This is a genomic window from Pseudomonas sp. AN-B15, assembly GCF_019056475.1.
Taxonomy (GTDB): domain Bacteria; phylum Pseudomonadota; class Gammaproteobacteria; order Pseudomonadales; family Pseudomonadaceae; genus Aquipseudomonas; species Aquipseudomonas parakoreensis.
Map to the genome: position 1 here is coordinate 6,230,289 of NZ_CP049737.1, position 22,564 is coordinate 6,252,852.

Sequence of the window (22,564 nt, forward strand, 5' to 3'; positions counted from 1 at the left end):
AGCACAATTTAAAATAATTTTTTCATTTTAACTAGCCCTCTGGGGTGGATCCCCGAAATAACAACTTGTCTTAAAAGTGGAACTCAATTAGTGGACCTTGCCTTCATAATCGTCAACTAATTGGCTATGGAAATCTGCTTTTTCCATTTGTACAGTAGTATGACTGATCTGAAACTCTTCACTCATAAGCGACGTGACTTCAGTTAAAATATCTTGTTCACTGCGGGAGGTATAGTCAGCGACCAGGTGAACGCTCATTACACTCTTACCACTGGTTAAAGCCCATATATGCAAATCGTGCACATTTTTTACTCCTACGATTCCGTATATTTTCGCCTCCACCTTTTGAATATCGATGCCCTCTGGAACGCCCTGCAGTAATATATTCATGCTTTCCTTGAGCAGTGACCAAGTCCTAGGCAGCACCCAGAATCCGATACCTGCTGCAACAAGTGAATCAACCCAACTCCAACCGGTGAAGCGGATTACAAGCGCTGCAATGATGACGCCAATAGACCCCACCATATCGCTCCAAACCTCTAAATAAGCGCCCTTCACATTGAGACTTTCCCCACTAGCGGCACTCAACAGACGCATTGAAATGAGGTTAACTATCAGTCCCATCACTGCAATTACTAACATGCCCGTCGACTGAATTTCTGCGGGGGCGTTAAGTCGAAGATACGCTTCATAGACAATGTATATAGCGACTAAAAACAACAAGACAGCATTGAATGTGGCTGCAAGTATTTCGAATCGTGCATACCCGAACGTGCGCTTCCTGTCAGCAGAGCGTTTGGCAATATGAATAGCCAGCAAGGATATTGCCAAAGCCACAACGTCTGTCAGCATATGCGCAGCATCCGACAGTAAGGCTAGGCTGCCCGTGACAAAGGCTCCGATGACCTCAGCAATCATAAAACTTGTCGTCAGGGCGAGTGCGATCCATAACATCTTTTCATGACCCGCACGTACTTGACCGTGACTGTGCCCTGAACTCATGATTTTTCCCCAAATGTAGCCTAATGAAGATCCAACGAGTGGACTGTAGAATATAAAGACCTACTAGCACCCAAACCGTTCCATATCATCAAACCAATCATTCAAAGGTGGATACTGGTTTGATGTAGTATTCAGATCATAAGCGAGAAATCGCCATCTTAATCAAATAGTTCCTGCAAAAACGATTTTTTGCGACTCGGTTGTCCCTGATGCCCACTTTGACTTTGATGGCCACCTTCTTTCCATCCACCGCTGTGGCTCCCTCGATCTCCATGACCATGCTTATTCCCGTACTGGTTGTAACCAGGTTGTTCTGCTGGCGTCGAACTTTGGACAGGTGATGTGAGGTTCTGTGGAAGCAATCTAACGGTCTCTTGTCGCTGACTACGCTCAATAATCTTGTCGAGTTCACCTCGGTCAAGCCAGACACCGCGGCATTGCGGGCAATAGTCAATTTCTATGCTCTGGCGCTCAGTCATTACTAAAGCTATATCTTTGCAGATAGGACATTGCATATTTAATTCCTTATGTGAGTAATCAATTTTGACAATGTAGCTTTCGAATCAATACCGCAATAGTTGTGGTCCATTGAATACCACAAGCGGGCTCGTCCCCATATCGGCGAAAAGAGCCATCCACAAAGTTGCTTGGCCGGGCGAAGACGCTTTTATCTTTCATCCTCACCTCGCGATCTACTTCTTTAGCAATCGAAGTCCATTGAGCACGACAAGTATGCTCACTCCAACGTCTGCAAAAACAGCCATCCACATGGTGGCCAAACCCATGAGGGTGAACACAAGGAAAATGGCCTTAATACCTAAGGCGAACAAAATGTTTTGCTTAAGAATCACAGCTGTCTCGCGTGACAGGCGGACGAAGGCCGGAATCTTGCGCAGATCATCATCCATTAAAGCAACGTCAGCCGTTTCAATAGCGGTTCCCGTGCCAGCCGCGGCCATGGCGAATCCGATCTGAGACTTGGCCAATGCAGGTGCATCGTTTATCCCATCACCGACCATCCCCACCACGTGCTTACGGCCCTTCAATTGATCAATTACTGAAAGCTTGTCGCTGGGCAACAAGTTTCCCCGCGCCTCATCTATCCCAACTCGTTTGGCAATCGCATCAGCCGTGTACGAATTGTCGCCTGTAAGCATCATGGTCTTGATACCCAATGCATGCAGCTCCTTGATCGCTGTCTGGCTTGAGTCCTTTACGGTATCGGCTACAGCAAACAACGCAAAAACCTGACTGGCGCTGGTCAAGGCTACGACTGTTTTGCCTTGGCGCTCCAGGCTAGTCAGAGATTCGTCCAACTGCGAAGTACCGAGCCCCAACTCCTGGATCAGTCGGTGATTGCCCAGGTAGAAGAGCTGGCCTTCAATCATCCCCTTTACCCCGCGACCGGGAAGGGCCTCAAAACTCTCCACTTGCAGGAACGTTGATGCGTCCGAGCCTTCGTACTTGGCAATTGCCTGTGATACGGGGTGATCCGAGCGTGCACTGAGGCTGGCGGCAACAATCTGAGGATGTACCTCTGAGTCTTCGGCTACCGGAATGTAGTCTGTCTGAACCGGTTTCCCATGGGTAATGGTGCCGGTTTTATCGAGCGCGACGAAACTCAGCTTGGCGCCTATTTCCAGGTAGATGCCGCCTTTAACCAAAATGCCTTTGCGAGCCGCTGCCGCCAGACCACTGACGATGGACACCGGAGTGGAAATGACCAGCGCACAAGGGCAAGCAACCACCAGAAGCACCAGTGCACGATAGATCCAGTCAGTCCACAATCCGCCCATAAACAGTGGTGGGAATACCGCAATCGCGACGGCGAAAAAGAACACCCCTGGCGTATAAATTTTGGCAAACTTATCAACGAACCGCTGGGTTGGAGCTCGCGAACTTTGGGCTTCTTCAACCGCGTGAATGATTCGAGCAAGGGTCGTATTGTTGGCCTCAGCTGTCACTCGATACTCGAAGGAGCCGGATTCGTTAATGGAGCCGGCATAGACAGGATCATCGACATCTTTTTCGATGGGCAAGCTCTCGCCCGTGATGGGCGCTTGGTTAACAGTAGAGTTACCAGAAGAGACTTTACCATCCAGGCCAATTCGTTCGCCGGGGCGGACACGAACCAAGGCCCCAATCTCGACCGTTTTTACATCGACTTCCAGCCAACTACCGTTGGGTTGGCGCACGGTAGCTCGTTCAGGGGTCAAGTCCATCAGCCCCTTGATCGCATTGCGCGCACGATCCAGCGATTTCGCTTCGACCATTTCCGCAACGGTGAAGAGAAACATGACCATCGCGGCTTCTGGCCACTGTCCGATCAACACCGCTCCGGTAACCGCGATGCTCATCAGCGCGTTGATGTTCAGGTTGAGGTGTTTGATCGAGATCAAACCCTTCTTGTAGGTCGTAGGCCCGCAGAGCACGATGGCGAACAAGGCTATGACCGCTATCACCCATTCAGGCGCGGAGTTAGTGAAGTGCAGGACTTCAGCACCCACGGCAGCGACACCGGAAAGCGCTAATGGCCACCATGTGCTCTTAGGTGATTCCGCCTGGGGAAGGACTTCTGGCGTATCTGCGCTGGTTGCATTGCCATTAGCCCTCAAAGGTTCGGCGTGCATGCCCAGCGATAGCACTGCTGCCTCGATACCCAAGGTGTCGGGTAGCTCGTGCCAGACAGCCATCGTGCGGTTCATCATGTTGAACTCGAGCTTTTGAATGCCGCTCATCTTCGCGAGCTTGTCCTCGATCATGGTCTGCTCGGAAGGACAGCACATCTGCCCAATCCTGAAACTGCTGAAACGAGTCGCTTCGTCGGTATTGGTGGGAGACACGTTTTCGATGCCGACTTTGGGACTACCCGCAGCAGATGGTGGGCAGCAAGCATCGATAAAAAGGTCATTATCAACCGTAGCAGCAGGCTGGCTCGGCTCGGCAAGGCTGTACAGGGCAGATGGCGGTGCTACGACAGCGCAGTTCGATTTACTGATATCGGAGCCGGGGGAGCAGCAACCCGCGCCCTTTACTGAAGAAGGCGCTGAGCTGACGTCCAAAGTTTTCGCGGAGCAGCAACTACTGTTGGACTGTGCTGTAGTTGTATTACACATAGTCGCGGCAGGTGCACAGCAGCCGGTCGGTGCTGCCGGGTCAAATACCTCAACGGCGGCGTCACTTTTCGGTGTTTGTTCATCACCGCAACAGCTTTTCATAAAGGCACTCTCCACAATTTATTGTGAAGAGTGAACACCCTATAGCCACTATAAGGTCAAGCGGATTGTCGAGCCCGGTGAGCTTTTTTCATTCCGCATTCCGCACGCGCCCTTATTAACGAGCTTGGTTGATTTCGCTCCAAATCAGATCGTAGAGCTGTTGAGCGCCGAAGTTAGTCAGGGGTTTACCGTTAACGAAAAATGTCGGTGTTCCCTTCACACCTACAGTTTTGGCATCAGCGGCATCTCTTTCTATCGTGGCGGTGATCTCCGGCGACATCATGTCCTCACGAGCCTTAGCCACGTCCAAGCCCGCTTGGGCCGCTACGTCCCAAGCTGCTGATGCTTTCGCATCGTCATGCCACTGCGGTTGAGCAGCGAGGACAGCTTCAAGTACCGGCACAAAAACACCCTGCTTACGTGAAGCCTCGAGCAGACGTATGGCTTCTTCAGACCCTACGTGAAGCTTCACATAGCGCAGCACTAAGCGAACATCGCCTGGGTGTTGTGACATCATCTTTTTGACGATGGGGTAGAAGGCACGGCAGCTTTCACAAGATGGATCGAAGAATTCTACGATTGTCACCGGGGCGTCGGCAGGGCCGAAGCTTGGTGAGTTAAACCGCACTAGCGCGCTGGTTTGCGGTACAGGTGCTGTAGCCTGGGGCACAGTGGCAGCACGATTGTAGAAAAATGCTGCGACGGCAAAGCCTACGATGGCTAGCACGCTGATGGAGAGGACGACGGCGCGTCTGCTCATACGGTAAATCTCCGACGGATAAGAACGAGAAAAATGATCAGCAGGCTGAACGCGCCCAGCGATAAAAGTGGCAGCGGAACACCACTGAGGATGGTCATGTCGGCACCGGAGCAGGAAGGGCCGGCCCCGCAAGGTTTGATGCTTTCAGGAATCAGTCCGAAATAAAGCAGGTTGTGATACAGAGCGATGAGCCAACCCATGACTGCTAATGGCAGTGCATAGCGCCAAACACCGGTGTCCGATAAACAGCAGGCGACGCCCAATACCAGGACGAGTGGAAACATGAAGGCTCGTTGAAACCAACAGAGCACACAGGGCAGTTGCCCCATGACTTCACCAACGAATAGCACGGCGATTGTTGATACCAGAGCAAGCAACCAGGCACAGAGCAACAGCGCCCAAGCTCCGGATTGATGTTGTTTTAAGGGGGCTTCCATAGGATTCAGTCCACTTTTCTATTGAGCGCACGCAGATTTGCTTATCGCCTAAGGCGCGTAGAATGAAGATTCTAGCAACTATAAGGTCAAGCGAAATGAGTTCGACCAAATACACAGTCGGTGATCTGGCGAAGGCGACTGATACCAAAGCGGTGACCATCCGCTATTACGAGCAGGTCGGCCTCCTGCCTTCTGCAGGGCGTTCAGCATCAGGCTATCGCTTCTACACCGACGAGGAGCGCGACCGTCTATTGTTCATCCGACGTAGCCGCACACTGGGCTTCAGCCTTGACGATGTTCGAGAGTTGCTGGGCTTTGCGGATAACCGCGACGCTTCCTGCGCCAGGGTGGACGCAAAAATCGAGGGGCAGTTAGAGCAGGTTCGAATGCGCATCCGAGACCTGCAAGGCTTGGAGGTGGAGTTGGAGCGTTTGATTGCTTGTTGCGAGGGCGGCGTGATCGAGCAGTGCCGTATTATCGAGTCGATGTCCAATCCCCGTTAAGGATGCTAACCGGCCACCCCACAATTTTGGCGGGAGTCCTGTTGAATGAACTGATCATTTATATCGACTATGTGGTGGTTTCGACTCCGTCTTGGCGGTATCAAGAGTCGCAGGTGCAATGACGTAACGCACGCCGTTGAGGGATGAACCAACGCTTGGGCTTTGATGCCTATACCGGCTAGAGCGTTTGCGTTGATCATAGTGATTGACTCTCAGATTCAGTGATAGTCATAGAAGTGGGCATGCTGCTGCCCGTTATTTCCGTCCACACTGTTAACTGTGGCAGGATTAAAATGACATGCCTTCAGACACCTGAATCAGCATTTCTTCAACTAGATGTGTGCCGTGAGACGTAGTGACCATTGCCAGTGGGCTTTTTCCCAAAAAACGGGCTTTGGGTTTGGAAAGCCATTGTTTGGCCTTCCCTTCGTCCCCGAACATGATCTCGGCCATGGCGGTAATGTGTGCGAACCGGAACAGGCGATCGCTCTCATCCGACGTTAAAAGCTGATCGCTTGCCAATTTTGTTTTGAGCGTTTTGGGGTGAATGATTATGTCGCGTTCTTGCGGATTTACGGTGCCATCAGCACAAAGCGATGAAATCAGGCCGGCCGAAAAGCCAGCTACTATCATGTCGTGAATGTCTTGATCCGAAGCGTTGGAAGGGATATGGAGATACGCAGCCAACCGCTTGCGGTAAGCATGATAGGCATCCTCACGCAGGACTCCAGCAAACATCGGCCGTACTGATATTGCACTGTTCATGGGCGTCAGCACTAATGTGCCATTCGCTATCGTTAGCTCTAAATGATCACCAACACCTAACCCCATTTGGTCAAGCAACTCTGGAGGTAGGTCAATGATGATGTCGCCAGTACCGTCCTCAGTATTCTGGCACTTGACTATCCAATGCTCGCTCATGATTGTCCGGCCCTCATCCGCGACTAGAGAATGACACACATCATTATGCTCGGGCGCAGAGCTGACCAAAGGAACGTGCACTCCTCCAGTAGACATGCACTGCCGCTGCTCGAACGCCGGATAGCGAGTGCAACAGCAAAAAATGGGGCAATGGCTTTGCCGCCTTTCCACCGTCACATGGTTACGAGCTTGGTAACCGTCCGGCCAAGTCATCTACCCAGCCCTGCAAAGCGAAGACATGGTGTGCACTTAAATTAAGTGGACACCAGTTCTAGCCTTTTAAGCGGGTATTTCATGCAGCCAACACGCCGTTCCTATTCCAAATCCTTTAAAGCCCAGATCATTCAAGAGTGCGCCCAACCAGGCGCTTCGGTTGCCAGCGTCGCGCTCGGTCATAGCCTCAACGCAAACCTCGTCCACAAATGGATTCGGCTGCAAGCGCAGAAAATCCCGGCGCCGCCACCTGCATTTATTCCGTTAGCCATGCCGCTGGCCGGGGCGAACTCCCATCCAGCATCATCGAATATCTGCGTTGAAATACAGCACCCGCGCGGCATCATCAAAGTGAACTGGCCCACTGAAAGTGCTGCCGCCTGCGCGGCTTTTCTTCGAGATATTCTGCGATGATTCGCATCGACTCTATCTGGCTCGCCACCGAACCGATGGACATGCGCGCAGGCACCGAAACGGCGCTAGCCAAGGTGATCGCGGTGTTCGGTGCGGCGCAGCCGCACTGCGCTTATCTGTTCGCCAACCGTCGCGCCAATCGCATGAAAGTGCTGGTGCATGACGGCTTCGGAATATGGCTGGCGGCGCGCCGGTTAAACCAAGGCAAGTTCCACTGGCCTGGCATTCGCCATGGTTCTGAGATGGAACTGGATGCCGAGCAACTTCAAGCATTGGTGCTGGGGCTGCCATGGCAACGCGCAGGTTCTGGAGGCTCGATCATACTGCTTTAACGGCTGCCATTAGCCTATCGGTCTATCGTCGCGAAACGCCTGCTCTGGCAAAGTCCGGCGTATGACTTCTTCGCCCAATCTCGACCAACTGTCTCCCACTCAACTGCGCGTCCTCGCAGCGCAGTTGCTCTCGCAAGTCGACACTATGGGCAAGAAAATCAACCGTGATCAAACAGTCATTGAGAAAGTGACCCATGAGATCGCCCAGCTCAAGCGTTTGAAGTTTGCCAAGCGCAGCGAGCAGATGAATCCTGAACAGGCCAGCCTGCTAGATGACCTGATCGATACTGATATCGCGGCGATTGAGGCCGAGCTTCAGGCGTTGCAAATAGCACCAACGGCGACCGAGGAAAAGCAAAAGCCCAAGCGCACGGCATTGCCGGCAGAATTTCCGCGAACGTTGATCCATCACGAACCGGACAACACTCACTGCCCATGCGGCTGCGCCCTCAAGCGCATAGGTGAGGACGTTAGCGAGAAGCTGGACTACACGCCCGGCGTGTTCACCGTCGAGCGCCATGTCCGTGGCAAGTGGGTCTGCGATAACTGCGAAACGCTGATCCAGGCACCGGTTCCGGCGCAGGTCATTGATAAGGGCATCCCGACTTCGGGCCTGCTCGCACAGGTCATGATCGCCAAGTTTGCTGACCATCTGCCGCTTTACCGTCAGGAATCGATCTTCGGTCGAGCGGGCCTGGCGATTCCACGTTCAACCTTGGCTCAATGGGTTGGCGTGACCGGAGTTCAGTTGCAGCCGCTGGTCGATGCGCTGCGCGAAGTAGTGCTTGGGCAACAAGTCATCCACGCAGATGAAACACCGGTGCAGATGCTCATGCCGGGAACAAAGAAAACCCATCGCTCCTATGTGTGGGCCTACGCTACCAGCCAGTTCTCGGATGTGGCAGCGGTGGTTTATGACTTCAGCTCCAGTCGCGCCGGAGAGCATGCTCGCAACTTCCTTCAGGACTGGAAGGGCAAGTTGGTCTGCGACGATTTTGGCGGCTACAAGGCCAGCTTTGAACTCGGCGTGACAGAGATCGGCTGCATGGCCCATACACGGCGCAAGTTCTTCGAACTGCACGCTACGAATAAAAGCACGCTCGCCGAGCAAGCCCTGCGCTATATCCAGTTGTTGTACGAAATCGAAAGAGAAGTCAGAGACCTGGAGCCGGATTTACGGCGCCGAATACGGCAAGAAAAAGCCGTACCGGTGATGGATAGGCTGCATGCCTGGATGATCGCGCAGCGTGATCTTGTGCCCGAAGGTTCGGCCATCAGCAGAGCACTCGATTACAGCCTTAAACGCTGGGCAGCGCTGTCGCGCTACCTCGATGACGGGGCGGTTCCCATTGATAATAATTGGGCGGAGAACCAGATCCGGCCATGGGCTCTTGGGCGCAAGAACTGGCTCTTCGCCGGGTCGCTACGCAGCGGAAAACGGGCTGCGGCGATCATGAGCTTGATCCAGTCAGCACGGCTGAATGGCCATGATCCGTACGCCTATCTAAAGGATGTTCTCATGCGCCTGCCGACGCAGCGCGCGAGTGAGATTAACAAGCTGCTGCCGCACATGTGGGCGCCTGTTTAATCGCGCAGGGTGTCTGCCCTGGCATCTACATTTTGCGCCACACCAAAGCAGGAATTGCTCGGATGTAAATTAGTTCGCTGACCAACTCAATCAGCGTTTGAGTAATGACTGCTGCCGCAGCGAGCCCTCTGATTTCCTCGGGCAAGGCCAATGCCAATGGCAGAACCACTAATGAGTTTCGTGTCGAACTGCTGAAAGCGACTGATCTTGCCGTGCTGGCCGGTAACTTAAACGCCCGAGCCACCAGCGCACCTACCACCGGTGCCAAGAGCGTGAAACCAATGTAGGCGGGAATAACAGGCAGCAGCTTGTCGATGTCTCTGACCACCGTTGAAATCTGAGCGCCGATCACTACGACCAATACAGCCGCCATAGCCGGTACAGGCATCCAGGCCCATGCGTTGTTCCAGCTTTCAACGATGCGTGATCTCTTTGCCCCGGCAGCTGTTGCTACCGCTAAGACCAAAGGCAAAGCGATCAGCATCACAAAGGCCTCAACAAATGGGCCTATAGAAATGACCACTGTTGAGTCGTTACCCAGCATGAAGGTCAGGTACACCGGCAGCAGCACAAGCTGCATCAAAAGAAGCAATGGGGTGGCCGCCAGAGTGAGTTTGGAGTCGCCTTTACCGATATGGGTAAAAACCACCACATAGTCGATACAAGGCGTCAGCAAGACCAACAGGGCACCCACCAAAATCGCCGGGTGATTGGTTATCCCCATCGTCAATGCCCAAACCAGCAAGGGGATGGCCACGAAGTTGGCTGTGAGCAGCGCTGCCATGAAACGCTTATTTGCGAGGCCATTACGGAGATCCAAGAACGGGATCTGTAGAAACATGGCGTACATCAGCACTGCGATGGTGGGTGTCACCGTCGACCCTAATGCTTCAGACGCATTGGGGGCGAGCAGGCCTCCGAGGGCCGCGACAATGACCGCGACGAAGTAAATGGGAATCTGGTTAGTCTCTAGCTGTTCTCTGTCCACAAAATGCCCTTCAAGCGCGTGAAATTATTTTCTGAAGACAGGTTAATATCTGTAGCTGCTACAGGTTCAAGAAAATGCTTGGGGAGTTTGCATGTCAGGAATCGGGGCGCTGTCGAAATCAACGGGTTGCCACATTGAAACGATTCGCTACTACGAGAAAATAGGCCTTTTACCTCCCGCCCTGCGGTCGACTGGGCGGCATCGAATCTATACTGAAAAGCATCGATCAAGACTCGTCTTCATCCGGCAGAATCGTGAATTGGGTTTCCCGCTCGAAGATATCCGAGAACTCATCGCGCTCGCAGCAGATGCTGATCGTCCGTGCGCTGACGCGCTTTCGGTGGTCAAGAAGCACCTAGCGGAAGTAGAGTCGAAGGTAGCAAAGCTTCAGCAAATCCGGGTAGAGCTGCTCTCAATGGCAGGTATGTGTGAGTCAACATGCCTAGGTTTGAACACTCCAGACTGCACGATTGTTGAGTCACTTTTTGAACCTGCTGCTGGGGTTCGCTCTGGTTGCTGCTCCTAGACGAGTCAAGAGCATAGGGGGAGCAAGCTGCCATCGAAACCGAATAGCGCGATAGCCTCGACAGGGTGTTTCGAGCGTCCGTCTACACCAAACGGGCTGGTACAAGATGTGTTCGGCAGACGCTTACCGAGCTTGAGCGTGATCTGGCAACTACACGAAAAGGATATGACATGAACCCTGATGAGCTTTATGTTTCCGTCGACGTCGAGACTTCTGGACCTATACCAGGCGAATACAGCCTGCTTTCCATTGGAGCTTGCCTTGTAGATCAACCTGCCACGTCCATCTATCTTGAACTACGACCTGACAGTCCAAAACACGACCCAGAAGCACTGGCAGTATCGGGGCTGAGTCTGGAGAAGCTGGAGCGCGAAGGACTCACTCCGCAACAGGCGATGCTGACATTTGGTGAATGGCTGAAATCATCCTGCCAAACGGGGCAGAAGGTCATTTTCGTAGGACTCAATGCACCGTTTGACTGGTCATTCGTCAACTACTACTTCCACAAATACTTGGAAACCAACCCCTTTGGTTTTACCGCTATCGACATGAAGGCCTACTTCATGGGAGCTGTAGGTTGCAGCTGGCAGGAAACAAAATCATCCAAGATGACCGCTGCGCTGAAGCCACTCAGCGAACCGAACCATAACGCATTGGATGATGCTCGCTTTCAGGCAGAGCTCTTCGCGCTAATGCTGGCGGGTAAGGGTAACCGCTGACGCCTCCCATGGCACTGACTTGAAGCTTATCTAAGCCAAGTTGCTTCAACATATCTGCCGCCCCTGAACGACCAAGCCTTGATGCCTTCTGGTTTTTCGGACTTGCCAACGATAACGGCTATTGGGTGCGGTAGATCCTGCGTGTAACGCGCAGCAAATCTGGAGAAACTTCCTATGTCTGCCGGAGAAATCACCGGAACAGATTGGGGATGCGTATGCCAATAGCCCACCAGACGTAACCCTTGTTCGTTGGCAGCTTGGATCTCCTGACGGCACCGCTCCGCATCCAACTCTAGCCAAGACCAGCCTGACCGATCGGCGCGATGAGGCAACGTGGCCAAGGCCAGCAGCAACCCTTTCGGATTAACCGGGTTGACGAATAACTGTCCCCCTCGCTCCACGCCAAAGAGGCCCTGCCGATGACTATCCAAGATGTCCGCGACAGCTTGCGACACCAATAGCTCGGAATCCACCTCCGCCCATCTCCAGCGCCAAGCGATATCCGTCATACCATTTCATCCTTATGTTCCGGCCATCCGCGCTCGAGTAGGAGTTGCTGCGCCCCCTCTGGAAGTTTGGGCCCATGGTATTGGCCTCCTAGGCTCGGCACATCTTCAGGCCTGTAGATACTGCTGACCCAAGATGCAGTGGTGATGTTGCAGGTCAATGCACGTAAAGCCGTGTGCGACACCATAGAGGCGATATTGGTCATCCCCAGCGATCCGCCTGGAATAAAGCTCTCCCCACAAGCGGGCAGTGGAACCACACCTCCTCCCGGCCACTCGGTAAACTTATGAAGAAAATCGCCGATGTCCGTGAATAAATGACGGCCATCAAAGGTACCGGCTGGTGCGAATAGCGCGTGGCCTACCTGGGTATACGGTTCGCTCCAGGCTTGTAAAAGTCCCCAAGAAACGCCGCTGGATTTGGCTCGCCATACAGTGACCTCCGACTGCCAGTCCGCTGTCGTAATCACCACAAGATCTGCGTTATCGAACACTTCTGGTTTGCTGCTCATAACTACTTCGGCGAAAGTCGAATAAGCGGTGCATTCTGTAGTCGGAAGATCTAACAGAATCTTGTCCCTCAACGCTGAGGCTTTCAGTCTCCCTAGGCTATCCGCTCCCAGAACGTGCCGCCCCAGATTGGCTGACACCAAAGTGTCAGGATCGATGAGGGTAAGGTGGCCGACACCGGATCGTGCCAATTGTATTGCCACCGCACTGCCTAATGAGCCAACGCCAACACAAACGACTCGAGCATTTTCAAGGTGCTGTGCAGTGCCACTTATATCGCGGGACAGAATGGACGCTCGATCAAGCACGTCCAGGGCAGTTGCGCGGACAAGTGCCGGAGGATGTGCATTTGCGATAGCTGGCCGCCGGCGCGCTGTACGCAAGCCGAATTTTGCCCCCCGCTCCTGCTGTACGCCGAGCGAGCGCACATTGAGACAATATGTTGGAGCACCTGCCCCTCCTGGAAGCTCCAGAACAATCCATCGACTCGCCAACGTTCCATGCAGCTCAAACCATGCCAGCAATTGCTCGGCATCGTCAGGTTGAAGGTGTGGCTTTAGCCACAGCAATAAATCTTCTGGATCCGGGGTGCGGATATCCGGATAAGTCTGAAGCTTGACGTAAAAACCGGGAGTTTCGGCCGCGCGAATGACAGCGGAGCGCCCGACAACCCGCCGGTAATGCCCTTTGAGTGCTGCTACATTCGATGCTAACCAAACCGTTTCCTGACCGGATGGCACAGCCCGGCGCGGATCGCTGAGCGCAAACAACTGCGAGGCAGTCTGAGGTCGATCCAACAGTAAGAGGTTCTGGAATGACTGACCGTGCTGAAACGACCAGTAGGTAGTGATCTCATTCTGAAATTCGATATCGCGCGTTGCCTGGCTTGATCCCATCTTGGACAACGAAACAATCTGGGCCAAGCGAGCAAGGCTGTCCTCTACCACGACCTCTGGGGAGCCCATGATGGGGCGTTCCTGAAAGCCATGAAGGCAAAGCCCCGACTTGGTGGCATGCGGCCAAACCAGCCATGGAGAGGGTTCGACGTTCAGCCGCAAGAGTCCACGGGGAAAGTTGGAGGGGAAACCAATACGCAGACGCCGCTCCTGCCCCGTGTAATCGATGGGCAAGGGGAAGTGAAAGCACGCCGCTTCGTCAGCCCGCATGGGTGCGAGCTGGAGCAATGCATCGGCTGCATCCTGACCTAGGGTATTTCGCAGCGCGGCGATTCCGCGCTGCAATGGCGTCTTAAGAGGATCAGCCAAGGCGTCCAACTGGCTTTACGCTCGACTGAGAGGTTCCGCCACCGCTGGCCCCTCCGAAGAGCGAACCCATCGAAGCAGAGTTTCGAGTAGTGCCATCCGGTCGGCCGGGCATAGTCCAATTCGCAGGGATCTCATTGTTCACTGCCGTAATGAATGCCGGTGCAATACCGAAATTCTTTTTCACTGCCTCGGCAAAGGAATCGTTGGATTCAAAACTTTCCAAACCCAATGAAACAGATGCACTGGCGTCCGCATGCCATTTGGCAAATGCTTGGCGATAGCCTTGCCCCTCGCCCGGTCGATTCCACTTCTCTGCAAAGTTTTCGCCGTTATCGGCAGGGTTGCAGACATAGCAGTCGCTACCTCTCTGCCCGATGTGCTGCGGCATCCTGCGAACGATTTCCAAAATTGCATCGAGCGGTGCCAGAGGCTTCGCCTGCGACTCCTTTACGACATCCAGGTATGCGTGCGTGGCCAGGGTGGTGATGACCGCAGATATTGGGCGAGTATCAGCGCTCCTTGTCTTAATGGCCCATTCATCGCGATGCCGCTTGAGCAGCTTAATGGTTGCACGCAGGGGATCTTGATCGATGTAATCCTGATAATGCGGCAAAGGATCTTGTGTCGCGGCATCAAGCATCCGCTGGCTTTTGGCAACTACCAAGCTTTCCAGAGAGATCTCTTGGGCAGAAGCAACCTGCAACCAATTCGAGTAAGGGATAGGGCTGCTTGCTTTCCACCCTGTGACCCGATCCGGAACCTCCAGCTTACCTTCGCCGTTTGCTTCGCCATTTCCGTTGATCGCGCGGGCAGGCGTGACATCGATGTGGAAACCTGGATTTTCGTCGGCATAAACGATCCGGATGCCACGACGTAATTGCTTAACTTCTTCTTGGACGCGGGAGCCTTCCCTAAAACGCTGCTCAATCGCTTCTAGAACTTCCTTCGCACTAGCGCCTTGAGCGTGAGGGAGCCAGATAATCGCGTCCGCATCAATGGTGTCCAGATCCGCAGGCGCGCCGGGGATTGGCTTGATGGTCGTTTTCAGCCGCATCGAGCCTTGCACAAAGATATGGGCCTCAGCGAGCAGCGGGTTGTCGGAAGCCGAGAGGATTTTTTCCAGTTGGGAGTAGCGGTCATTAATTTTTTCGTACTGCGCTTCCGACAGCGAGATTTCCCGCGCAGCGCGAAGCAGAAAATATTCCCAACTGCTGCGCTTGGTCTGTTCGTTGCTCAAAAGCATTTACCTAGCCTCCTGGGCCACCAAGCCCAATTGCAGTGTTTGCGTAAACCGATCTTGGTTTTCTTTGTCCCGATCGAAGATCAGGTATGTATGTTGATGCTGTGTTGTGAGCAACGCGCCAAACTCGATGGCCAATGCCGCAGGAATGGCGGCGAAGACGTGGATAGGGTCAGGAGTCAGAGCCTCAAGCTGGCTCAGTCGTATTTGAAGTGCGTCACGAAAGGCATGAATCACCCGACGGTTTTGTACCATCGCATAGCTTGGCTCTGGGATCGACAGCTCTGCAATACGTGCACCGGGCAGAGCTTCGGCCACGTCGCGAACTGGAACTTGCGCAGAAATGGAGAGCACAAGCGCCAGTGGCCCGTCGCCGTCGGGGGGAGGTGTAAACAAAAAAGCGGGCGGCTCAGCGGACTGATCTGGCCAGCGCAAAAGATGCTCGCGGTGAAAGGAGAAGATCAAGCGCTTGGAACGGTCGCCGATACTCTGGCCCAACATCATCAAAGCCGGAATGTCGGCCAAGCCGACTACTGCTAGCGCAGGCGAGTCGCCATAGGTGCCGCCGCGACGCTTGAGTTGCTGCTCCAGCTCATACTGGACGCTGTCTTTGACGTTCTGCCAATAGGTAGTGTCCCTGCCACGTGGTCCGGGCGCAGCGAAGGTGATTTTGATGCCTTGATCGAAGGCGGTTAATCCCTCGGCGGACATCGCAGTCAACAGATCGCGAACGGGGATATCGTTGATCGTCTGAAAATGCTGACTCTGGACGATGAGCGGAATGGCTCTGCCACCATCGGGGGTCGTTGCCGCGAGCCGGATGCGTTCCAGGTACGCTTGGTGTAAACCACTCAAATCATTTTCAGGATACCCATCTGCGTCACGATCAATTTTGTCATGACAACCTGGGCACAGGAGCATCAGATTAGCGGTATTGTTTGTGTGCGCCTCAGCATCATGATCCGCGCGTCCCCGAGGGCCTTTGGGACTGGCGGGCAGGATATGCGCCACTTCGCCCCATTTCATTGGCTTGCCGGCACGATAATCGAACGTCAGATCCGTGCCGCACAGTTCACAATGACCAGCGGTCTGTGTCCATACGATCCGCTTCGTCTCATCATTTGTGTTGAAGCGCCCGCTTGCGGGTTTAGCGTCTTCTTGTTCTGCCATTCCGACCTACCCCAGAGAAACATCCATGATTGAAAACGATGATGGCAAGATAAGATCATATTAAGGTCATTCGCCTCGATTTCAAGAGTGATCTGAGGGTGACGAATGCTGAGTCGGCTTTGAGCAGGATGCTGTTTGTGGCTCATCGAAACACAGTAGGGCAGCGTTCGTTTTTCTGGCAAGTGCTGGTGGGTAACGGCACTGACCACAGCGTATGTATCGAAATTAGCGAGTTTATGCAAAAGACATAAACTTGCTAATTTCGATACATACCGCGCGTAGGACTGATGAAAACGGGCTGTGCAGTTCAAACGAGGCTGCAAGCGCAGCCCCTTTTGTATGCATTTTTACGCGTCAGTGCTTGCCAGGCTCAACGGACAAGTGTCGACGACGCATGAGGTGATAGGCCGCCGGGATCACAAACAGCGATAGCAAGGGCGCCGTAACCATACCTCCAATCATCGGGGCGGCAATGCGGCTCATCACCTCGCTGCCGGTACCGCTTCCCAAAAGTATTGGCAACAAACCAGCGATAACCACCGCAACGGTCATGGCCTTGGGTCGAACGCGCTGCACAGCGCCTTCACGAATCGCGGCCATTAACCCGTGTTCTGTGTTGTCACCGAGGTCTTGACGCTCGGCCCAGGCATTTTTCAGGTAGAGCAGCATGATCACGCCAAATTCTGCAGAAACACCGGCCAAGGCGATAAAGCCGACCCCGGTGGCGACCGACAGGTTGAATCCCAACAGATAGAGAAACCATGCCCCGCCCGTGAGAGCGAATGGCAGCGTGGCCATAATCAGCAAAGCCTCATCAAGGCGTGCAAATGTCAGGTAGAGCAACACGAAGATGATCAACAGCGTGGCAGGCACCACCAGTTTGAGTCGTGCGTTGGCCCTTTCAAGAAACTCGAACTGACCTGAGTAGCTTAAGCTCATGCCGGGCTGCAACTTTACCTGCTCACTGACGACCCGGCGTAGATCGGCCACCACGGAGGCAATGTCCCGGCCATGCACGTCGATGTACACCCAGCCTGAAGGCCGTGCGTTCTCACTCTTGAGCATTGGCGGCCCGTCGTTGACCTTGATCTTCGCCACGGTGCCAAGGGTGATCTGGCTGCCTAGTGGGGTGTAGATCGGTAACTGCTCCAAAGCACCGAGCGAATCCCGCCACTCCCGAGGGTAGCGGACGTTGATTGGGAAGCGTGCAAGCCCTTCAATGGTCTCGCCGACATTTTCACCGCCGATAGCGCCGGCCACGATCGACTGCACATCGGCGATATTCAGTCCGTAGCGGGCGGCGGCTTTTCGGTCGATATCCACGTCGATGTAACGCCCACCGGTTAATCGCTCGGCCAAAGCCGAACTGACACCGGGTACGCCCTTAGCCACTCGCTCGACCGCCTGAGTCGCGGCATCAATCTCCGTCAGATTGGTGCCGGCAACTTTCACCCCAACAGGACTCTTGATCCCCGTAGCCAGCATGTCGATACGGTTGCGAATCGGCGGTATCCAGATATTGGTCAGCCCAGGAACTCGCACCACTCGATCCAGCTCTTCCACTAGCTTTTCCTGAGTCATGCCTGGACGCCAATGCTCCTGCGGCTTGAACTGGATGGTGGTTTCGAACATCTCCAACGGCGCCGGGTCGGTGGCAGTTTCAGCACGACCGGCTTTACCAAAGACATGTTCGACCTCCGGCACGGTCTTGATCAGGCGGTCGGTCTGTTGCAGCAGTTGCGACGCTTTCTGCGCCGACAATCCCGGCAGAGCCGAAGGCATATAGAGCAGGTCGCCCTCGTCCAACGGTGGAAGAAACTCGCCACCCAAGCGCGACATTGGCCATAATGCGCTGATAAAAACCAGCAACGCGACCAGCAGCGTGATCTTCGGTCGTCGCAAGACTGCATCCAGAGCCGGCTGGTAGATCCGGATGAGCCAGCGGTTCAACGGGTTCTGTTGTTCACTGGGAATTCGTCCCCGAATCCAGTAGCCCATCAACACCGGCACCAAGGTCACTGACAATCCCGCCGCCGCGGCCATGGCGTAGGTCTTGGTGAAAGCCAGCGGGCCGAATAGCCGCCCCTCTTGCGCTTGCAGGGTGAACACCGGAATGAACGACAGCGTGATGATCAACAAACAGAAGAACAGTGCTGGTCCTACCTCCGCCGCCGCTTCAGTCATCACGTGCCAATGACGTTCACCTTTCAGTTCCTCCCCAGGATTGGCCGCGTGCCAGGCCTCAACCTTCTTGTGCGCGTTTTCAATCATCACCACGGCAGCGTCGACCATGGCGCCGACGGCGATGGCAATCCCGCCCAGGGACATGATGTTGGCGTTGATCCCTTGATAGCGCATCACGATGAAGGCAATCAGTACCCCCACCGGCAGGGAGATGATTGCCACCAGAGATGAACGCAGGTGCCAGAGAAAGATCCCGCAGACCAACGCGACGACGATGAACTCTTCGATTAGCTTGTGGCTGAGATTTTCCACGGCGCGGTCGATCAGCTTGCTGCGGTCGTAGGTGGTGACGATTTCCACCCCCGCCGGCAAGCTGCTTTTCAACTCGTCGAGTTTGGTCTTGACCGCCGCAATGGTTTCGCGAGCATTCTTGCCGCTGCGCAGAATTACCACACCGCCAACCGTCTCGCCTTCGCCGTCGAGTTCGGTGATGCCACGCCGCATTTCCGGACCCAACTGGATCGTGGCGACATCGCTAAGGGTCACCGGCACACCGCCCGATCCCAGCTTGAGTGGGATCGCCCGAAAATCATTGAGCGTTTTCAAGTAGCCGGAAGCCCGCACAATGAACTCGGTCTCTGCCATCTCTAGGACGGCGCCGCCGGTTTCCTGATTGGCCTTGCCGATCGTTTCGGTCACCTCGGCCTGCGTGATACCGAGGCTGGCCAATTTGAGTGGATCAAGCTGCACCTGGTACTGCTTGACCATCCCACCCACGGTGGCCACCTCGGCAACATTGGGCAGAGTCTTGAGTTCGAACTTGAGGAACCAGTCCTGAAGTGCACGAAGTTGCGCCAGATCGTGTCCGCCACTGCGATCTACCAGCGCGTACTGGAAAATCCAGCCAACGCCTGTCGCATCTGGCCCCAACGCCGGTTTGGCGCTGGCCGGCAAGCGACTTTGTATTTGGCTCAGGTACTCCAACACCCGCGAGCGGGCCCAATACAAGTCAGTACCGTCTTCGAACAGCACATAGACAAAGCTGTCACCAAAGAAGGAGTAGCCGCGCACGGTCTTGGCGCCAGGCACCGAAAGCATGGTGGTGGCCAACGGATAGGTCACCTGGTTCTCGACAATCTGCGGTGCCTGTCCCGGATACGGGGTGCGGATGATCACCTGAACATCGGAGAGATCCGGCAGCGCATCAATGGGCGTGCTCTGCACCGACCAGATGCCCCAAGCCGTGACAAAAAGTGTCGCCAGTAGCACCAGGAATCGGTTGGCCACTGACCAGCGAATCAGGGCGGCGATCATGGCTGGCTCCCCGATTTGTCTAGACGCTCAACACGCAGGCCATCGTCGGTCTGACTCACCGCAACCCGAACCTTATCGCCCGTTTTGAGGCCCAGCATCAGCGCCGGAGTAGCGAGTGGGAACGTCATCGTCATGCCAGGCATGCCCAACGTTTTGAAGGGACCATGGGCGAGTGTGACTTCTTTGTCGTTGATCTCAACGATCTGCCCATCCGCCTCATGAAAACTGGAGACTGCTGCGCTGGGTGGTGACTCTTCCTCCGAGCTTGCAACGATGCCCTTGAGACTGGCCTCCGAGTCGAGCAGGAACTGGCCAGAGGTAACCACCTTCTGGCCCTCTTCCAGACCTTTCAAGATCGCCGTCTTGTCATCGTTTTCCTGCCCGATCAACACTTCAACAGGACGATAGCGGCCAGCGTCTTCAGCAAGCATCACCAGAGCACGTCGACCGGTGCGAATGACGGCCTCGTTCGGCACCCACAACACACTTTGCTCCGTTGAACGATTGAGGCTCACTCGTGCGGTCATACCCGGCCTGAGACGGCCTTCTGGGTTGGGTAACTCGACGCGTACGCGAAGGGTGCGGCTATCCGGATTGGTTTCCGGAAGAATCGCGCTGACGACGCCCTTGAGCACAACCCCAGGGAACGCGGGCAAATGCGCCTCTGCCGTTTGCCCCATGAGGATCGATCCAGATTCAGTCTCCGGAACGGCCAAGGCCAGCCAGACGCTACTCAAACCATTAACGCGTGCCAGTGTCTCGCCGGCGGCCACCGTCATACCCTCGCGCACATTGAGCTCTTGCAGCACACCACTAATAGGGCTGGTGAGGGTCAGGTTTGGTTGGACTTTGCCACTGCGCTCTACTTGAGCAATTGATGCCGCCGGCATCCCGGTGAGCCGCAAGCGCTGGCGAGCCACTGCCAGCAAGCCTGTATCGCCACTGCGCTTGAGTGCGAGAAATTCCTCCTGAGCCGCAGCCCACTCAGGTACAAGGATATCCGCCATGGCGGCATTGGCTTTGATCACGTCGCCAGGAGCATGGGCATACACGCGCTCGACGAAACCCGCCGTACGGGCTTGAATGACGGCGACGTCCCGTTCGTTGAAAGCCAACACTCCGACAACGTCCAGACTCGAAGCAAACACACCTCGACTGACGGTAGCCAGTCGCACACCGAGGTTCTGGGTCAGGCTTGGATCAATGCGAACAGTGTCACTGTCCCCCTTGCTATCCGCGTACTGAGGGACCATTTGCATGTCCATGAAGGGCGACTTACCCGGCTTATCGAATTTCTGTTGTGGGTACATGGGGTCGTACCAATACAGAACTTTGCGATCGACTGATGACTCAGGCTTCTGCTCCGGTGCTGCATCCGGTACCGAGCTCACCCTCGGTTGGGCCAACCAGTAACCACCGGCAACCCCCAAAGCAACTGAGATGCTGACAACAAATACCCCTTTCCGTGTTCTAGAGATCATTGAGCGGACTCCCCATAGGCGAAATACAGGCGAGCGCTGGTGAGAGCACGCTGCTCTTCAACATCAATCTGCTTGAGACGGGCTTCGATAAGCTCGCGCCGAGCAGCCACGACGGAGTTCAAATCGCCTTTGCCGGCGCGGTAGCTGGCCATGCTGAGCTCGACCTTCTCCTTGGCCAGAGGCAGCAGACTGTCCAGGGTTCGGCGAACGGCACGATTCAAGCGTTCATAATCGGCCAGATCGTCCTCCAGTTGCTGGGTATGCTTGCGTGACAGGGCTTCCCGCTCGGCCTCTAGCTGGTTGAGTTCAGCGTGCTTGGCCGCAATTTTGGGGTTTTGCCGAGAGTCAGGAAACAGTGGTAGATCCCAGGAAAATTGCACGCTGACCATGTCGCCGAACTGTCGGCCGCGATTCTGATAGTCGACTTCCCAGCTCCAATCCGACTGTTTTTCCGCTTCGGCTTCACGGACCTTGGCTTGCGCTTCGCGGGTCATTGGCGCAAAAGCTGCCAATTCTGGGTGATGTTGCAGCTTATGAGAGTAGTCAGAGGCTTCGACAGGCCATTCAGGCAAGCTGCCCACAGGTTTGTCATTGGCGGCTGGTCCAATCCAGCGCTTCAGGGCAGCTCGGGCCTGCGCTCTCTGACGAATCAGATCGTCCTGCTGCTCTTCCAGTTGTGCCGCTTCCTGTTTGGGCGTTACTGCATCAGCAGGTTGAGCGCGGCCACCGGCAATTTGTGCCCGGACGGTATCGGCCAGCAGACGGTTTTCTTTGTAGAGGTCCTGAAACAGAGTGTCTTTACGCTCAACCGAGTAGCTGTTGATCCAGGCCAACGCCGTGGCCTGACGAACCTTTAGACGTTCGACCCGGCGCTCAGCGGCGGCGCGTTCAATGGCCGCATCAGCGACCTCGATTCGGGCTTTGCGCTTAGCGCTGCTGGGCATCTCCTGACTGACTCCGACCATTCGCATAGTCATGAAGTCTTGGTCGATGCTCCAGCGATCCGGCCCCCCAATGGGGTAGTTCTGTACGCCTAGCAGCAACTTGGGATCGGGTAGTTCACCAGCGGGGATGGCCGCACTACTGGCAGCCTGAATTTTCGCGTCTTGTGCAGTCAGCGACGGCGCATTGTTTTCAGCCAGCTGCAAAGCTTCATCGAGTGTCAATGCGGCAGCGAGACTCGGCAATGCCAGTACGCTTGCCGCCAGGCCGGCCACGAGGGACCACCCTGTGCAATAGCACTTGGAGTTCATGTTCACGATTCCTGTGATGA

Annotated in this window: 21 protein-coding genes; 7 read left to right on the forward strand and 14 right to left on the reverse strand. The window is 54.8% G+C overall.

Translation table 11 applies throughout. The features are described 5' to 3' along the window. Window positions 1-87: 87 nt before the first annotated feature. The 3 genes from GTQ41_RS28245 to GTQ41_RS28255 form a co-directional block, all read right to left on the reverse strand. Window positions 88-1,002: a cation diffusion facilitator family transporter gene (locus tag GTQ41_RS28245; RefSeq protein WP_042561907.1), complete on the reverse strand. Its 915-nt coding sequence runs from the start codon at window positions 1,000-1,002 to the stop codon at window positions 88-90. Between the two features lie 158 nt (window positions 1,003-1,160). Further along, window positions 1,161-1,517, reverse strand: a complete 357-nt coding sequence (locus GTQ41_RS28855; protein WP_080896081.1) for a zf-TFIIB domain-containing protein — start codon at window positions 1,515-1,517, stop codon at window positions 1,161-1,163. Window positions 1,518-1,694: 177 nt separating this feature from the next. Next, window positions 1,695-3,788: a heavy metal translocating P-type ATPase gene (locus tag GTQ41_RS28255; protein WP_047297379.1), complete on the reverse strand. Its 2,094-nt coding sequence runs from the start codon at window positions 3,786-3,788 to the stop codon at window positions 1,695-1,697. Between GTQ41_RS28255 and GTQ41_RS28740 the strand changes: the two genes are divergently transcribed. After that, window positions 3,730-4,254: a hypothetical protein gene (locus GTQ41_RS28740; protein WP_162184570.1), complete on the forward strand. Its 525-nt coding sequence runs from the start codon at window positions 3,730-3,732 to the stop codon at window positions 4,252-4,254. The genes GTQ41_RS28255 and GTQ41_RS28740 overlap by 59 nt on opposite strands. A gap of 81 nt (window positions 4,255-4,335) precedes the next feature. Here GTQ41_RS28740 and GTQ41_RS28260 read toward each other — a convergent pair whose 3' ends face one another. Then, window positions 4,336-4,980 (reverse strand): thioredoxin domain-containing protein, encoded by a 645-nt coding sequence (locus tag GTQ41_RS28260; RefSeq protein WP_042561909.1) that lies wholly within the window; start codon window positions 4,978-4,980, stop codon window positions 4,336-4,338. After that, a complete protein-coding gene (locus tag GTQ41_RS28265) occupies window positions 4,977-5,417 on the reverse strand; it encodes a disulfide bond formation protein B (RefSeq protein WP_047297380.1) in 441 nt (146 codons plus the stop codon). Before GTQ41_RS28265 ends, GTQ41_RS28260 begins: the two co-directional genes overlap by 4 nt. 95 nt (window positions 5,418-5,512) lie before the next feature. Here GTQ41_RS28265 and GTQ41_RS28270 point away from each other — a divergent pair, with 95 nt between their 5' ends. Next, window positions 5,513-5,920 (forward strand): helix-turn-helix domain-containing protein, encoded by a 408-nt coding sequence (locus tag GTQ41_RS28270; protein ID WP_042562261.1) that lies wholly within the window; start codon window positions 5,513-5,515, stop codon window positions 5,918-5,920. A 288-nt stretch (window positions 5,921-6,208) separates the two neighbouring features. On the opposite strand, the gene GTQ41_RS28275 is transcribed toward GTQ41_RS28270, so the two are convergent. Further along, window positions 6,209-6,841: an antitoxin Xre/MbcA/ParS toxin-binding domain-containing protein gene (locus GTQ41_RS28275; protein WP_080963325.1), complete on the reverse strand. Its 633-nt coding sequence runs from the start codon at window positions 6,839-6,841 to the stop codon at window positions 6,209-6,211. A 294-nt stretch (window positions 6,842-7,135) separates the two neighbouring features. Here GTQ41_RS28275 and GTQ41_RS28280 point away from each other — a divergent pair, with 294 nt between their 5' ends. The 3 genes from GTQ41_RS28280 to GTQ41_RS28290 all read left to right on the forward strand — a co-directional run bounded on the left by GTQ41_RS28280 (window position 7,136) and on the right by GTQ41_RS28290 (window position 9,388). Then, window positions 7,136-7,468, forward strand: coding sequence for a transposase (locus tag GTQ41_RS28280; protein WP_108184288.1), 333 nt, complete (start codon window positions 7,136-7,138; stop codon window positions 7,466-7,468). Beyond that, window positions 7,465-7,800 (forward strand): IS66 family insertion sequence element accessory protein TnpB, encoded by a 336-nt coding sequence (tnpB, locus tag GTQ41_RS28745; protein ID WP_042561913.1) that lies wholly within the window; start codon window positions 7,465-7,467, stop codon window positions 7,798-7,800. The genes GTQ41_RS28280 and tnpB overlap by 4 nt, the downstream gene beginning before the upstream one ends. Window positions 7,801-7,861: 61 nt before the next feature. After that, on the forward strand, window positions 7,862-9,388 hold the full coding sequence (locus GTQ41_RS28290) for an IS66 family transposase (protein ID WP_047297381.1): 1,527 nt from the start codon (window positions 7,862-7,864) through the stop codon (window positions 9,386-9,388). Between the two features lie 25 nt (window positions 9,389-9,413). On the opposite strand, the gene GTQ41_RS28295 is transcribed toward GTQ41_RS28290, so the two are convergent. Further along, window positions 9,414-10,376, reverse strand: coding sequence for an arsenic resistance protein (locus GTQ41_RS28295; protein ID WP_108184780.1), 963 nt, complete (start codon window positions 10,374-10,376; stop codon window positions 9,414-9,416). A gap of 91 nt (window positions 10,377-10,467) precedes the next feature. On the opposite strand from GTQ41_RS28295, the gene GTQ41_RS28300 reads away from it, so the two are divergent. Further along, window positions 10,468-10,902 (forward strand): helix-turn-helix domain-containing protein, encoded by a 435-nt coding sequence (locus tag GTQ41_RS28300; protein ID WP_080896083.1) that lies wholly within the window; start codon window positions 10,468-10,470, stop codon window positions 10,900-10,902. A gap of 170 nt (window positions 10,903-11,072) precedes the next feature. Further along, on the forward strand, window positions 11,073-11,621 hold the full coding sequence (locus GTQ41_RS28305) for a 3'-5' exonuclease (RefSeq protein WP_010565120.1): 549 nt from the start codon (window positions 11,073-11,075) through the stop codon (window positions 11,619-11,621). Window positions 11,622-11,647: 26 nt separating this feature from the next. On the opposite strand, the gene GTQ41_RS28310 is transcribed toward GTQ41_RS28305, so the two are convergent. From GTQ41_RS28310 to GTQ41_RS28340, 7 genes are all read right to left on the reverse strand, one after another. After that, window positions 11,648-12,130 (reverse strand): Mov34/MPN/PAD-1 family protein, encoded by a 483-nt coding sequence (locus GTQ41_RS28310; RefSeq protein ID WP_042556859.1) that lies wholly within the window; start codon window positions 12,128-12,130, stop codon window positions 11,648-11,650. Then, window positions 12,127-13,911, reverse strand: coding sequence for a ThiF family adenylyltransferase (locus GTQ41_RS28315; protein ID WP_047297383.1), 1,785 nt, complete (start codon window positions 13,909-13,911; stop codon window positions 12,127-12,129). Before GTQ41_RS28315 ends, GTQ41_RS28310 begins: the two co-directional genes overlap by 4 nt. Next, on the reverse strand, window positions 13,895-15,145 hold the full coding sequence (locus tag GTQ41_RS28320) for a nucleotidyltransferase (protein WP_047297384.1): 1,251 nt from the start codon (window positions 15,143-15,145) through the stop codon (window positions 13,895-13,897). Before GTQ41_RS28320 ends, GTQ41_RS28315 begins: the two co-directional genes overlap by 17 nt. Continuing rightward, window positions 15,146-16,312: an SAVED domain-containing protein gene (locus GTQ41_RS28325; protein WP_042556862.1), complete on the reverse strand. Its 1,167-nt coding sequence runs from the start codon at window positions 16,310-16,312 to the stop codon at window positions 15,146-15,148. Window positions 16,313-16,666: 354 nt separating this feature from the next. Next, the gene (locus GTQ41_RS28330; protein ID WP_042556863.1) at window positions 16,667-19,810 is read right to left on the reverse strand and encodes an efflux RND transporter permease subunit; all 3,144 of its coding nucleotides are present in this window, start codon (window positions 19,808-19,810) and stop codon (window positions 16,667-16,669) included. Beyond that, complete coding sequence (locus GTQ41_RS28335) at window positions 19,807-21,291, reverse strand: efflux RND transporter periplasmic adaptor subunit (protein ID WP_217325399.1); 1,485 nt, start codon at window positions 21,289-21,291, stop codon at window positions 19,807-19,809. The genes GTQ41_RS28330 and GTQ41_RS28335 overlap by 4 nt, the downstream gene beginning before the upstream one ends. After that, on the reverse strand, window positions 21,288-22,544 hold the full coding sequence (locus tag GTQ41_RS28340) for a TolC family protein (RefSeq protein ID WP_042556865.1): 1,257 nt from the start codon (window positions 22,542-22,544) through the stop codon (window positions 21,288-21,290). The genes GTQ41_RS28335 and GTQ41_RS28340 overlap by 4 nt, the downstream gene beginning before the upstream one ends. Window positions 22,545-22,564: the final 20 nt, after the last annotated feature.